Source organism: Thalassospira profundimaris, assembly GCF_003326755.1.
Lineage (GTDB): Bacteria > Pseudomonadota > Alphaproteobacteria > Rhodospirillales > Thalassospiraceae > Thalassospira > Thalassospira profundimaris_B.
The window spans coordinates 18,267-31,719 of the sequence record NZ_JPWH01000020.1; the positions used below are offsets into that span (position 1 = coordinate 18,267).

11 protein-coding genes and 1 tRNA gene are annotated in these 13,453 nt (G+C 53.6%); 7 read left to right on the plus strand and 5 right to left on the minus strand.

Annotated elements, in window-relative coordinates; genetic code table 11:
* Nucleotides 1-64: 64 nt before the first annotated feature.
* Nucleotides 65-141: transfer RNA gene (locus tag TH25_RS18730), tRNA-Thr, on the plus strand.
* A gap of 75 nt (nt 142-216) precedes the next feature.
* Here TH25_RS18730 and TH25_RS18735 read toward each other — a convergent pair.
* Nucleotides 217-549 (minus strand): rhodanese-like domain-containing protein, encoded by a 333-nt coding sequence (locus tag TH25_RS18735; RefSeq protein ID WP_114089826.1) that lies wholly within the window; start codon nt 547-549, stop codon nt 217-219.
* 564 nt (nt 550-1,113) lie between these two features.
* Between TH25_RS18735 and TH25_RS18740 the strand changes: the two genes are divergently transcribed.
* The 6 genes from TH25_RS18740 to TH25_RS18765 all read left to right on the plus strand — a co-directional run bounded on the left by TH25_RS18740 (nt 1,114) and on the right by TH25_RS18765 (nt 9,404).
* A complete protein-coding gene (locus TH25_RS18740; protein ID WP_114089827.1) occupies nt 1,114-3,060 on the plus strand; it encodes a PrkA family serine protein kinase in 1,947 nt (648 codons plus the stop codon).
* A gap of 106 nt (nt 3,061-3,166) precedes the next feature.
* Nucleotides 3,167-4,507: a YeaH/YhbH family protein gene (locus TH25_RS18745; protein ID WP_114089828.1), complete on the plus strand. Its 1,341-nt coding sequence runs from the start codon at nt 3,167-3,169 to the stop codon at nt 4,505-4,507.
* The gene (locus TH25_RS18750; RefSeq protein WP_114089829.1) at nt 4,504-6,072 is read left to right on the plus strand and encodes a SpoVR family protein; all 1,569 of its coding nucleotides are present in this window, start codon (nt 4,504-4,506) and stop codon (nt 6,070-6,072) included. The genes TH25_RS18745 and TH25_RS18750 overlap by 4 nt, the downstream gene beginning before the upstream one ends.
* Nucleotides 6,073-6,600: 528 nt before the next feature.
* A complete protein-coding gene (locus TH25_RS18755) occupies nt 6,601-7,647 on the plus strand; it encodes a zinc ABC transporter substrate-binding protein (RefSeq protein ID WP_114089830.1) in 1,047 nt (348 codons plus the stop codon).
* A 55-nt stretch (nt 7,648-7,702) separates the two neighbouring features.
* Nucleotides 7,703-8,311 (plus strand): DUF1007 family protein, encoded by a 609-nt coding sequence (locus TH25_RS18760; protein ID WP_258549217.1) that lies wholly within the window; start codon nt 7,703-7,705, stop codon nt 8,309-8,311.
* Entirely contained in the window at nt 8,268-9,404 is a 1,137-nt protein-coding gene (locus TH25_RS18765; RefSeq protein ID WP_258549218.1) for a nickel/cobalt transporter, read from the plus strand. Before TH25_RS18760 ends, TH25_RS18765 begins: the two co-directional genes overlap by 44 nt.
* A 114-nt stretch (nt 9,405-9,518) precedes the next feature.
* Here TH25_RS18765 and pstB read toward each other — a convergent pair whose 3' ends face one another.
* The 4 genes from pstB to pstS all read right to left on the minus strand — a co-directional run bounded on the left by pstB (nt 9,519) and on the right by pstS (nt 13,369).
* Nucleotides 9,519-10,334 carry a phosphate ABC transporter ATP-binding protein PstB gene (gene pstB, locus TH25_RS18770; protein ID WP_114089832.1) on the minus strand — a complete coding sequence of 272 codons (816 nt, stop codon included), beginning with the start codon at nt 10,332-10,334 and terminating at the stop codon, nt 9,519-9,521.
* Between the two features lie 2 nt (nt 10,335-10,336).
* On the minus strand, nt 10,337-11,242 hold the full coding sequence (gene pstA, locus TH25_RS18775) for a phosphate ABC transporter permease PstA (RefSeq protein ID WP_220151456.1): 906 nt from the start codon (nt 11,240-11,242) through the stop codon (nt 10,337-10,339).
* 18 nt (nt 11,243-11,260) lie between these two features.
* Nucleotides 11,261-12,199 carry a phosphate ABC transporter permease subunit PstC gene (gene pstC, locus TH25_RS18780; RefSeq protein WP_258549219.1) on the minus strand — a complete coding sequence of 313 codons (939 nt, stop codon included), beginning with the start codon at nt 12,197-12,199 and terminating at the stop codon, nt 11,261-11,263.
* Between the two features lie 120 nt (nt 12,200-12,319).
* A complete protein-coding gene (pstS, locus tag TH25_RS18785) occupies nt 12,320-13,369 on the minus strand; it encodes a phosphate ABC transporter substrate-binding protein PstS (RefSeq protein WP_181847705.1) in 1,050 nt (349 codons plus the stop codon).
* Between the last annotated feature and the right edge of the window lie 84 nt (nt 13,370-13,453).

Here is a 13,453-nt window from a genome sequence, read left to right on the forward strand (position 1 = left end):
GGAAAACCGGATGAATCAGGGGCTTGCAATCCTGATCCAGCCGGACTATGTTCTCGCCGCTCACGCCGGCATAGCTTTAATTGGTAGAGCAGCGGATTTGTAATCCGAAGGTTGGGAGTTCGAGTCTCTCTGCCGGCACCATCAAAAGAAAACCCCACATACCGTCACCGGTTGCGGGGTTTTCTTTTGCGCCAGCGATCGCCCGACATGGCAGACTTATTTTTGAACAGCAAAGCCATCGCGCGCCCAGGATTGCACACCGCCCTTCAGGGTCATGACCTTGCAATCCAGATGCGGCAATGCGGCATTGGCCGCCCCAAAGGACCGCTGCCCCACCGCACAGATAAAAACGATGTCACATTCCATTTCGTCGGTCTGATCAATCAGGGCGGACATATCAAGCTCGCCCAAGGGGATATTGATCGCGCCGGGCACCGTACCGCCGGAAAATTCGTCGGGCTGACGAACATCAACCAGCAGCGCACTTTTTTCCTGCAAAATCCGGTTCAGGGCGTCACTGTCAATAAAATATACAGAATTTTCTGACATTGTTTCCTTTCATGACCTGCATCTATCAGGCACACTGTCTGTCAGGGAGAGGCTATTGACGATGTCGTACCAACATGTAGGCATCCCGTCACCAATTTGTGAACGGTCATTTCGATAAAATCGGCTGGAACTTACTGAAATTTTTAAAGAACATATTGCGTAGCACCAGCGCAGTAACCACGTTCTAAAGTAGTTGCTTTACGATTGCATCCTGTCGCCCTGGCCTTGCACAGGGGCACGATTTTGGCGGAAAAATTCAGTCCGTCGCCCGGCAAGCCAACCGCGGACACTATGGATGAAAATTTCTACAGGCGGGCACTTTTGCAGCCTGTTTCCCGGGTCTGACGACGCCATTTTGCTTTTAGCCGTGCATTGACACCCAAGCTGCCCCTTTTTTCTCAAAACCGTTCCACCGGCATTGTGCAATACCCCTTTTCCGGCGGAACCAAAAAATAACGGGCATGGCCCCAGGCCGCCCAACGACCTTCAACCGGGAGAGTTGCCACAAGACCGGACCCTTATGAAACAAAAGACGTGCGATAATTTTGGAAAGGAGACCGCGCCATGGCTGAAGACCAGGATATCTTCGAGCTATATGCGGAAGGTTATGACGGAAAACGCGAAACCGAACTGACCATTCGTGACTATCTCAATTTGTGTCGCGATGATCCATCGGCCTATGCCTCGGCGGCCGAACGCATGATCAAGGCCATCGGCGAACCCGAACTGATCGACACATCGACCGATTCCCGTCTGGGCCGCATCTTTCTGAACCGCACAATCAAGCGGTACCCGGCCTTTGACGACTTTTTTGGCATGGAAGAAACCATCGAACGGATTGTCGGTTTCTTCAAATATGCCGCCCAGGGACTGGAGGAACGCAAACAGGTTCTTTATCTGCTGGGCCCGGTTGGCGGGGGCAAAAGCTCGCTTGCCGAACGGCTTAAGGAATTGATGGAACAGGAACCCATTTATGTTCTGAAAGCCGGTAATGACATCAGCCCGGTATTTGAAAGCCCGCTGGGCCTGTTTAATCCGTCAAAAATGGGCGATGCGATCCAGGATAAATACGGCATTCCCAAACGCCGCCTTACCGGCCTGATGTCGCCCTGGGCGGTCAAGCGCCTGGATGAATTTGACGGCGATCTTTCCAAATTTTCCGTCGTCAAGCTGCTGCCATCGCGCCTGCGGCAAATCGCCATTGCCAAAACCGAACCCGGCGATGAAAACAACCAGGATATTTCATCGCTGGTGGGCAAGGTTGATATTCGCAAGCTGGAATATTACAGCCAGAATGATCCCGATGCCTATTCCTATTCCGGCGGGTTAAACCGTGCCAATCAGGGCATGCTTGAATTTGTCGAAATGTTCAAGGCGCCGATCAAGATGCTCCATCCGTTGCTGACCGCAACCCAGGAAGGCAACTATATCGGTACGGAAAACCTGGGTGCCATCCCCTTCCAGGGCATGATTCTGGCCCATTCCAACGAGGCGGAATGGCAAAGTTTCAAGGCCAACAAAAACAACGAAGCCTTTATTGACCGTATCAGCGTGATCAAGGTGCCCTATTGCCTGCGTGTCACCGAAGAAACCAGCATTTACGACAAATTGCTGCAGGGTTCGGAACTGGAGCAGGGATCCTGCGCGCCCGGTACCCTTAAAATGCTGGCCCAGTTTTCCATCCTGTCGCGCCTTCAGGAACATGAAAATTCCAACCTGTTTTCCAAAATGCGCGTTTATGACGGCGAAACGCTCAAGGATGTCGACCCGAAAGCGCGTTCGATGCAGGAATATCGCGATTCGGCCAGTGTCGATGAAGGCATGGACGGCATTTCAACCCGTTTTGCCTTCAAGGTTTTATCCGAAACCTTCAACCACGACACCCACGAGGTGGCCGCCGACCCGGTCCATTTGATGTATGTGCTGGAACAGGCGATCCGGCGTGAACAGTACCCGGAAGAACGCGAAAAGGAATATATGGAGTTCATCAAGGCGGAACTGGCCCCGCGCTATGCCGAATTTATTGGGGCGGAAATCCAGAAAGCCTATCTGGAAAGCTATTCCGATTATGGTCAGAACCTGTTTGACCGCTATGTCGCCTATGCCGACGCCTGGATCGAAGACCAGGATTTCAAAGACCCCGATACCGGGCAGCTTCTGGACCGCAAAATTATCGATCAGGAGCTTTCAAAGGTCGAAAAACCGGCCGGTATTGCCAACCCCAAGGATTTCCGTAACGAGGTTGTCAAATTTGCCCTGCGGGCACGCGCCAACAACAAGGGCAAAAACCCCGCCTGGACATCGTATGAAAAGCTGCGTGACGTAATTGAAAAACGCATGTTCAGCCAGGTGGAGGACCTGTTGCCGGTGATTTCGTTCGGATCGAAAAAGGATGGCGATACCGAAAAGAAACATAACGAGTTCGTCAAACGCATGATCGAGCGTGGCTATACCGAACGCCAGACCCGCCGTCTGGTGGAATGGTATATGCGCGTCAACAAGGCGGGCTGACAGGCCCGTACCGGCCCCCGCCGGGTGGCGGTTTTCCCCTTCCGCCACCCGGTGCCGGGTTGGGCCAGCCGCCGGTGCGGCCCTGCGTTTCAAGGATAGACTGCCCATGTTCCATATCATCGACCGCCGCAAAAACCCGAAAGGCAAAAGCATTGGCAATCGCCAGCGTTTTATGCGCCGTGCCAAGGCACAGATCAAAAAAGCCGTCGAAGACACCATAAAAACACGCGGCATTACCGACATTGACAATGGCGACCAAATCACGATTCCCGGCAAAACCCTGCGGGAACCGGGGTTTCACCATGCAGGCCGGGGCGGCGACCGCAATTATGTATTGCCCGGCAATAAAAAATTCGTTCCCGGCGACCGGATCGCGCGCCCCCAGGGCGGCGATGGCGGTGCCGGTGGATCACAGGCCAGCCCGGATGGCGAAGGCGAAGATGAATTCCAGTTCGTGCTGACGCGCGATGAGTTTCTTGATATTTTTTTCGAGGATCTGGAGCTTCCCGATCTTTTGAAAAAAAGCCTGAAACAAACCACCGCCTTTCGCACCGCACGGGCGGGATATTCGGTGGAGGGCAGCCCGGCCAACCTGAACTTGGTGCGCACCATGCGCAATTCGCTGGCCCGGCGCATTGGCCTGCGCCGCCCCAAAAGCAGTGAAATCCGCGAACTGGAAGAGAAAATTGCCGCCCTGACGGCTGAAAATGCAGGCGACATTCCGCAACCGCAAAAGCAGGCCAATGAAGCAACGCTGAAGCTGTTGCAGGCCGAACTGGACGAAGCCAAACGGCGCAGCAAGGCGATTGCCTTTATTGACCCGATCGACACCCGTTATAACCAGTTTCGGCAAATCCCCGATCCCAATACCCAGGCCGTGATGTTCTGCCTGATGGATGTTTCAGGTTCGATGTCCGAACAGATGAAGGAACTGGCGAAACGGTTTTTCATGCTGCTGCACATGTTTTTGCATCGTCGTTACGAACATGTGGAAGTGGTGTTTATTCGCCATACATCACGCGCATCCGAGGTGGACGAACAAACCTTTTTCTATTCGCGCGAAACCGGTGGCACCATTGTTTCCACCGCGCTCGAGGAAATGAAGCGAATCCTGGCCGAGAGGTACCCGGTCGATCAGTGGAACATCTATGCCGCCCAGGCATCGGATGGTGATAACTATTCCAATGACGGGGCCAAATGCACCGCCCTTCTGGCCGAGGACCTTTTGCCCAAATGCCAGTATTACGCCTATATCGAAATCACCGACGAACGCGAGGCCGAAATATTTTCAACAGCCGAAGGTGAAACCGCGCTTTGGAAGGCTTATGCCCCGCTCGCACAGAGCCAGAATGGCCGTTTTGCCCTGAAACGGGTGAAGAAAGCGGCCGATATTTTCCCGGTATTTCGCGAACTGTTTGCCAAAAACAAGGCGGAGGCACGGATATGACAGCCCGCAAAACCAAATCCGGCCTGCTGTTTGATGGTGCCGACTGGGACTTTGACAGTCTCAAAGCCACCTATGACGCGATCGAGGACATTGCGCTGAATGAAATGGGCCTTGATGTTTATCCCAACCAGATCGAGGTGATTACATCCGAGCAAATGCTCGATGCCTATTCATCGATTGGCATGCCGTTGATGTATCATCACTGGTCGTTCGGCAAACGCTTCGTGCGCGATGACGCGATGTATCGCAAGGGTTATCAGGGACTGGCCTACGAGATCGTGATTAACTCCAACCCCTGCATTTCCTATGTGATGGAAGAAAACACCATCGGCATGCAGGCGCTGGTGATGGCCCATGCCGCCTTTGGCCATAACCATTTTTTCAAAAACAATTATCTGTTCAAACAATGGACCGATGCAGAGGGCATTCTCGATTATCTGCAATTTGCCAAACGCTATATCGCCAAATGCGAGGACCGGTTTGGCTTTGATGCGGTTGAACGCATTCTGGATGCCGCACACGCCCTGATGGATCACGGGGTGAACCGTTATTCCCACCCGGAAAAACCCAATCTGGCGGTCGAGCTGGAGCGTGAACGCGAGCGCGCCAAATACGAAGACGAAACCTATAACGATTTGTGGCGCACCCTGCCCCAGCACGATGACGACCCCGAAGACCTGGATGACCAGAAGCGCCGCCTGCGCCAGGAACAACGCCGGGCACAATTTGGCCTGCCCGAGGAAAATCTGCTTTATTTCCTGGAAAAAAATGCGCCGGGTTTACAATCGTGGGAGCGCGAGATTTTGCGCATCGTGCGCAATATCGGCCAGTATTTTTACCCGCAAAAACAGACCAAGGTGATGAATGAGGGCTGTGCATGTTATGTGCATTACCACATCATGAACCGCCTGTATGACAAAGGGCTGATTTCCGAAGGCGCGATCATGGAATTTATCGATTCCCATTCCAAGGTGGTGTTTCAGCCCGAATATGACGATCCGCGCTATTCCGGTTTTAACCCCTATGCGCTGGGTTTTGCCATGATGCAGGATATTCACCGCATCTGCGTTGAGCCTACCGAGGAAGACCATAAATGGTTCCCCGACATTGCCGGCAATAACCAGCCCTTTGCCACGCTGCGCGAAGCCTGGGCGCATTACCGCGATGAAAGCTTCATTTTGCAATTCCTCTCGCCCAAGGTGATGCGGGACATGCGCATGTTCATGATCAATGACCAGGCCTCCGCCCCGTATCTTCAGGTTGGTGCCATCCATGATGATAACGGTTATCGCAATGTACGCCGTGCGCTGGCCCGCATGCACGACCTGTCGGTGCGCGAGCCCGACCTGCAAGTGGTCGATGTCGATTTGCGCGGCAATCGCCAGCTTTACATCGCCCATACCCAGCATGACGGCATTCGTCTTGATAAATCCGAAGCGGAATTGGCACTGGGCTATATCGGACAGTTATGGGGGTATGGCGTCACCCTGCAAGCCGTTGACAATGATAGCGGCGAAATCCTGAGCGAAATGCACTACACCCCGGAAGATCTCGTCCCGGTTTAACCGGTTCACCTCACGCCCGGAGCTTTGAAGGCTGCAAGCGATTGCAGCCTTTGCTGTATCTGATCGTCACTACCATCATCCGCGACAAAACGGAATTTTATCACCATATCAAAACGATTCATCCATCTGCCGGGCCATTACCTGCATTTGCAGTTTTATCATTACGATATAAAAATAATCATTTCAGGATCAAATAAAACATTCTGATTGGATTAAAGTATAATTTTAAAATTAAAAAAAACCTGCTTTGCGCCCAATTAAGGCCGCAACCCGCCATGCAAGCAACGCCATGTGCCCAACCGTGAATAACTGACAGCTTTTGCCGTACCCGCAGCCCCCTCTGGCGACATACCGCAAGCCCGGCACAAGACAGATGATTCAATCCCGCCCCACGACATGACACATGGCACATGGCACATGGCACATGACAAACACGCTCCCCCGGAATGCCAATTTTCCTTTGACAATCAAGATACGTTATAACATAACAAAATAAATTTACATGCCTCCTGCCAAGATGGAAATCCGATGCCAAAGTCACGTTTGTTATTTGCCGGTGCTTTTTTTGCTGCTGCCCAATTTGCTGTTCCAGCGGCTTCCTGGGCGGCGGATGCACCCAAAGTTGTTGCCTCGATCAAACCGATCCATTCCATAGTGGCCGCCATTATGCAGGGTGTTGGCAAACCTGAATTGCTGGTCAATGGTGCAGCGTCACCGCATACATATTCACTGCGCCCCAGCGAAGCCCGCGCGCTGCAAAATGCCGACCTGGTGATTTACGTGTCGCCGGAACTGGAATCGTTTCTCGCCAAACCGCTAAAATCGCTTTCGGCGAATGCAAAGGTGATGGAACTGGCAGAGGCCAAAGGGGTGGAAACCCTGGAAATGCGTGAAGGCGGCGCGTTTGAGGCGCATCATCACGGTGACGAACATGAAGACGGTCACGATGACCACGACCATGACCACCATGACGGCGATCATGACCATGCAGAAGACGCAGACCATGATCACGACCATACAGATGTCGAACATGCCGAAGAACATGAACATCATCATGACGAAGGCGACCCGCATATCTGGATGAGCCCGGAAAACGGCAAAGCCATTGCCACCGACATTACCGAAGAACTGGCGGAAATTGATCCGGCCCATGCGGACTTTTATCGCGCCAATCTGAAAAGTCTGCTTGGCAAAATCGATGCAACAAAGGATGATCTTGCCAGCCGGGTTGCGCCGGTCAAAGACAAACCCTTCATTGTTTTCCATGATGCCTATCAATATCTCGAACACAGCTTTGGCCTGCACGCCGTCGGGTCGATCACGATTTCACCGGATCGTAAACCGGGGGCAAAGCGGCTTCATGATATTGAAGACAAAATCAAATCCAGCGGGGCTACCTGCGTGTTTGCCGAACCGCAGTTCAAACCCGCCATTGTCCAGTCCATTGTCGCCGATACCGGCGCACGCACGGGCACGCTGGATCCGCTAGGAGCGAATATTGACGCCGGTCCGAATGCCTATATCGAGATTCTTTCACAAAATATCGACCACCTGGCGAGTTGCCTCGAAGGTTAAACCCCTAACCTTTTGGCAAAGGGCGTCGCACTCCGTTTTTCGGGGTGCGCGCTTTTTGCGTTTGGCCCCAAAAACCGCCATTGCCGCCCTGACCGCTACCTTTGCCATTGTTGGCTACATCCCCGTGGCGACCGCCCATCCGCATGTCTGGATCGACAGCCAGGCAACGATGATTTTTGACAAAAACAAAATTACCGGCATCCACATGGTCTGGGTGTTTGACGATATGTTCAGCCTGACCCTGATGGACCAGTTCGACCACAATCATGACATGCGCTTTTTTGATCAGGAAAATGACGAAGTCCGTGACAATGCCTTCATCGCGCTGGCCGATATCGGGTTTATGACCTATCTGCGCCGCAATGAAGAAGTTGTCAAAATTGCCGGCTTTCATGATTTTGTCGCCGATATTACCGACCAGGGACGTGTTAAATACAGCTTCACACTGGATCTGGCCGAACCGGTAGACCCCGTTGCCGACCAGATCGGCCTGTCGGTTTATGATTCCGAATTCTTTATTGATGTCGCCTTTGCCCAGAAGGATCCGGTCCTGTTTTCCGGCAATGACGGCCTGACCTGCAGCTATAAAATGGGCGAAGATGACAAACACCGCATCTATTATGACATGGTCTCACCGCAGCGGGCGGACATTACCTGCAAATAACAGCAGCTCTGGCGGCAAAAACCGCAACCGACCGGCCAAATTGCTGGCTGTTTTAGCGGTGCTGATGCTGGCCCTTTTTGCCCTGATCATGCCGACCACCGCACATGCGCAATCGGCTGAATTACTGGGACGGCGCAGCGCCCCGGCGGAAACGGAAAACCCGGCCCCCGCCTTTAAAATGCCGGACTGGCTGGCCGGTATTGTTGGCGGTGCGATGAAAATCCAAACCCAGTTAAACCGCAACATGACAGCCACTCTGCGGGCGGCAAAACAGGACAATAGCTGGTGGCCCGCACTGAGCATCATTGCCCTGTCATTTGCCTATGGCGTGTTTCATGCCGCCGGACCCGGGCATGGCAAAATGGTAACAAGCACCTATTTTCTGTCGCGCGATGCCGGATGGAAACAGGGGGTGGCAATGGGCGCGCTGATTGCCGCTACCCAGGCCGTCAGTGCCATTGCCCTGGTCGGCATCCTGGGCCTTGTCCTCAATCTTGGTCCCGCCGAAATCACCCGAAACGGATTATTGCTGGAACTGGCATCCTATGCCCTGATCGTGGTGATGGGCGGCTATATGTGCCTGCGCATCCTTCAGGGCAAGGATGATTGCTGCGATCATGGTCCCATCGGCCCTACGCATGATCACGCTCACGACCATCACCATGATCATGATCATGATCATCATCACCACGATCATCATGATCACGGTCATCATCACCATGCGCATGATGCGGCCAGCACGGCAGACACGACAACGCGATCTGGCCGTTACAATGCCATTACCAGCGCCATCATTGTTGGCTTGCGGCCCTGCACCGGGTCTATTCTGATGCTGTTGTTCACCCTGGCAAACGGGTTGTTCCTGGTCGGCATCATTGCTGCCTTTGCAATGGCATTTGGCGTGGCACTGACCGTCAGTGCCATCGGTCTTGCCGCGATTGGCATTCGCTTTGGTAGCCAGAAGCTGTTTTCCCTACCGCCCAAATGGTCCGACTGGATCCGGCGAATTGTCGGTTTTGGCGGGGCGGCGATGATTACCCTGTTTGGGGTGGTACTGTTTTTAGCGGCCAGCCATCAGATGGGCTGGATTTAGCGTGTTTCCGCTCTGACACAGGCTAAACAACGCAGGCTAAACAAAACAGGCCCGAAACCACCTTTTCGGGCCTGTGTGTATTAAAAGTACCGCCCGGCCCAAAGGCCGGAAATATCAGCCAAAACGACCGGTGATATAATCCCGGGTGCGGGCCTCGCGCGGATTGGTAAACAATTCACGCGTCGGGCTGATTTCAACCAGATCGCCCAGATACATAAAGGCGGTATAATCGGATGTCCGCGCCGCCTGCTGCATATTGTGGGTGACAATGATGATGGTGTAATCCGCGCGCAATTCCGAAATCAGTTCCTCGATCTTCATGGTTGAAATCGGGTCAAGGGCCGATGCCGGTTCATCAAGCAACAGAACTTCGGGGTTCAGCACCACCGAACGGGCAATACACAAACGCTGCTGCTGCCCGCCAGAAAGCCCGTTGCCGCTGGCATGCAGCTTGTCTTTCACTTCATCCCACAGGGCAACCTTGCGCAGGCCCCATTCCACCCGTTCATCCATTTCGGATTTGCTGAGTTTTTCGTACATGCGCACGGCAAAAGCGATGTTTTCGTAAATCGACATCGGAAACGGTGTTGGTTTCTGGAACACCATGCCAACACGGGCGCGCAGATTGTTCAAATCCTTGCCCGATGCCAGAATATTTTCCCCATCAAGCAGGATTTCACCCGTTGCCGTTTGATTGGGATAAAGCGAATAAATGCGATTCAACGTACGCAAAAGCGTCGATTTACCACAGCCAGAGGGTCCGATCAGCGCGGTCACGCTACGATCATGAAAATCCAGCGAGATCGAGTTTAGCGTTTTGTTCTTGCCGTAATAAAAATCAAGATCGCGAACACTCAGCTTGACCGGCGTCGGTTCGGCAATCGGTGCATGGGCAAGAATATCGTCGGAAAGCGCCTGAAACGTACTCATGATTAACCTTTCATCCGGCTTTTGGCGGCCAGCAAAATCCGTGCGGCAATGGTCAGGCCCAGCACGGCAAGCGTAATAAGCAATGCCCCGGCCCAGGCGAGCGCACGCCAGTCCTCATAGGGGCTCATGGCAAAGTTGAAAATCACCACCGGCAGGTTTGCCATCGGATGATTGAGGTTTGCGCTCCAGAACTGGTTATTGAGCGAGGTAAACAGAAGCGGTGCCGTTTCGCCGCTAATGCGTGCCACGGCCAGCAGCGCGCCGGTCAACAGGCCCGGGCCCGCCGCACGGTAAGACACCTGCAAAATCACCCGCCAGCGCGGAATACCAAGCGCGGCGGCAGCTTCGCGCAGACTATCTGGCACCAGAAGCAGCATGTCCTCGGAGGTGCGCACCACCACCGGCAGCGCAATAACCGCCAGGGCAATGGCCCCGGCATAACCTGAAAAATGCCCCATCGGGACGACAACCAGTTCGTAAACGAACAGGCCAATCAGAATTGACGGCGCCGACAGCAGGATGTCGTTAATAAAACGCACCACGGCCGAAATTTTTGCATAGCGGCCATATTCCGCCAGATAGGTCCCAACCAGAAGCCCGATGGGAATACCAAGGACCGTGGCAATCCCCACCATCATCAGCGATCCGACAATGGCATTCAACAACCCGCCGTCTGATCCGGGCGGCGGTGTCATTTCGGTAAAAAGTTTCAGCGAAACCGCCGAAAGCCCTTCGCCAAACAACGACCACAAAATCCAGGCCAGCATGGCAATGCCCAGGGCCGTTACCAGATGTGCCATTGTCATATGGAACATCGATGTCAAACGGCGGCGCATATACATGCGGCGCTGATAAGGGCTGGAAACCTGACGTTCGGTCGTTCGTCTGACCGGTATTTGAACTGACATATCCTGTCCTTTCCCGGCCTAGTGGCCTGCCTGTTTTTTCAAACGCAGCAAAAACAGCCGCGCAATTGCCAGCACGATGAAGGTGATGACAAAAAGGGTCAGACCCAGTGTCACCAGTGCCGATGTGTGCAGGGGTGAATCCGCCTCGACAAATTCATTGGCAATCGAGGATGAAATGGTCGCCCCCGGCCCCATAATGGAGGCCGACAGCCGGTGCGAATTTCCGATCACAAAGGTCACGGCCATCGTTTCGCCCAGTGCGCGCCCCAGCCCCAGCATGACGGCCCCCACCGTCCCTGCCCGGCAATAAGGCAGCACAACCCGGTAAATCACTTCCCAGCGCGTGCAGCCCAGTCCATAGGCCGATTCCTTAAGCACGGCGGGAACCGTGGTAAAGACATCGCGCATCATCGCCGTGATGAACGGCACGATCATGATGGCAAGAATGATACTGGCGGTAAAAATACCAATGCCCATGGGCGGACTGGCAAAGAGCGGACCAATAACAGGGATCGGTGCCAGATTGGCCATCGTCCAGCGTTGCAGGGCTGCGCCAAATGTCGGCGCAAAAACGAACAGCCCCCACATGCCGTAAATGATACTGGGAATGGCCGCAAGCAACTCAATCGCCACACCAACTGGCCGTGCGATCCAGCCCGGTGACAGTTCGGTCAAAAAAACCGCAATCCCGAAACTGACCGGAACGCCGATTACAAGGGCAATGACAGCGGTAATCAATGTCTGAATGATGGCCGGAAGCGCGCCATAGACATCCGTTACCGGGTTCCAGTCGGAACTGATGAAAAATGACAATCCCTGGTTTTGCAAAACCGGGATGCTGCCCACGACCAGAAAGGCAAGAATAGCCGCCAGCAGGACCAGAACGGACATCGCCAGCCCGAAAGTCAGGTTATGGAAACCGCGATCAAATCCCGGTCTGAACTGTTTTACAGACACCGCAATAAACCTGTTTTCTAGGGAAAAATATAACGACCTTCCGGGGCTGTCCCCGAAACACCAAAGCCCGCCGCCGAGATCGTTCGGCGGCGGGTTGGTCAGGTAAGTTATGCAGCAAACTTACCAGATCTTTTTGCCATTGCTGCCTTTGATGTCGGCAGACCAGGTCTTTTCAACCATGTCGACAACGTTTTCCGGCATGGCGACATAATCCAGCTTGTCGGCAATTTCGCCGCCGTTTTTGAAGGACCAGTCAAAGAAGTTCAGGACTTCTTTGGCGGTTTCCGGCTTTTCCTGGGATTTGTGCACCAGGATGAAGGAAGCAGCGGTGATCGGCCAGCTTTTGGCACCCGGCTGGTTGCCAAGGATCAGGTAATAACCCGGCGCATGAGCCCAGTCAGCATTGGCAGCGGCAGCAGCAAACGAGGCAGCGGTCGGCGAAACGAACTCGCCATCCTTGTTTTTCATCTGGGTGTAGGCCAGGTTGTTTTGCAGGGCATAGGCATATTCAACATAACCGATCGAACCGTCGATCTGTTTGGTGTAGGAAGCAACGCCTTCGTTGCCCTTGCCACCAACACCGACCGGCCACTGAACCGATTTGTTGACACCAATGTTTTTCTTCCATTCCGGGCTAACGGCAGCCAGGTAGTTGGTGAAGTTAAAGGTGGTGCCTGAACCATCCGAACGTTCAACAACCGAAATGGCTTCTGAGGGCAGTTTCAGGTCCGGGTTCAGATCGGTGATCTGCTTGTCGTCCCATTTGGTGATTTTGCCAAGATAAATGTCGGCAAGAACCGGACCGGTCAGCTTGACGTCGCCGCCCTTGATGCCTTTGATGTTCACAACCGGAACAACACCACCCATGATCATCGGCCACTGAACCAGACCGGCTTCATCGAGCTCTTTTTTGGTCAGCGGTGCGTCAGATGCACCAAAATCAACGGTTTTGGCCTTAATCTGTTTAATGCCGCCGCCCGAACCGATCGACTGGTAGTTCATCTTGACACCGGTTTTTGCTTCATAGGCTTCGGCCCATTTTGCATAAACCGGATAAGGGAAGGTCGCACCGGCACCGGAAATTTCGGTGGCCTGTGCCGAAGCAAATACACCGGCAGCCATCAAAAGAGCAGCACCACCCAGGATGCCTTTCTTAAAAGTCGTCAGCATGAGGTTCTCCCAATCACCATAGCGGCAAAATCAAAAAATCAGGGAAACTTGACTGTCGGCAACATGCCGCCACCAAATTTCTGA

What these genes read in the sequence shown, in the direction of transcription:
- TH25_RS18755 (WP_114089830.1), top strand. Translation starts at nt 6,601, where the DNA reads ATGCCAAAGTCACGTTTGTTATTTGCCGGTGCTTTTTTTGCTGCTGCC.
- pstB (WP_114089832.1), bottom strand. Translation starts at nt 10,334, where the DNA reads ATGAGTACGTTTCAGGCGCTTTCCGACGATATTCTTGCCCATGCACCG.
- TH25_RS18765 (WP_258549218.1), top strand. Translation starts at nt 8,268, where the DNA reads ATGACATGGTCTCACCGCAGCGGGCGGACATTACCTGCAAATAACAGC.
- pstA (WP_220151456.1), bottom strand. Translation starts at nt 11,242, where the DNA reads ATGTCAGTTCAAATACCGGTCAGACGAACGACCGAACGTCAGGTTTCC.
- pstS (WP_181847705.1), bottom strand. Translation starts at nt 13,369, where the DNA reads ATGCTGACGACTTTTAAGAAAGGCATCCTGGGTGGTGCTGCTCTTTTG.
- TH25_RS18750 (WP_114089829.1), top strand. Translation starts at nt 4,504, where the DNA reads ATGACAGCCCGCAAAACCAAATCCGGCCTGCTGTTTGATGGTGCCGAC.
- TH25_RS18735 (WP_114089826.1), bottom strand. Translation starts at nt 549, where the DNA reads ATGTCAGAAAATTCTGTATATTTTATTGACAGTGACGCCCTGAACCGG.
- TH25_RS18745 (WP_114089828.1), top strand. Translation starts at nt 3,167, where the DNA reads ATGTTCCATATCATCGACCGCCGCAAAAACCCGAAAGGCAAAAGCATT.
- TH25_RS18740 (WP_114089827.1), top strand. Translation starts at nt 1,114, where the DNA reads ATGGCTGAAGACCAGGATATCTTCGAGCTATATGCGGAAGGTTATGAC.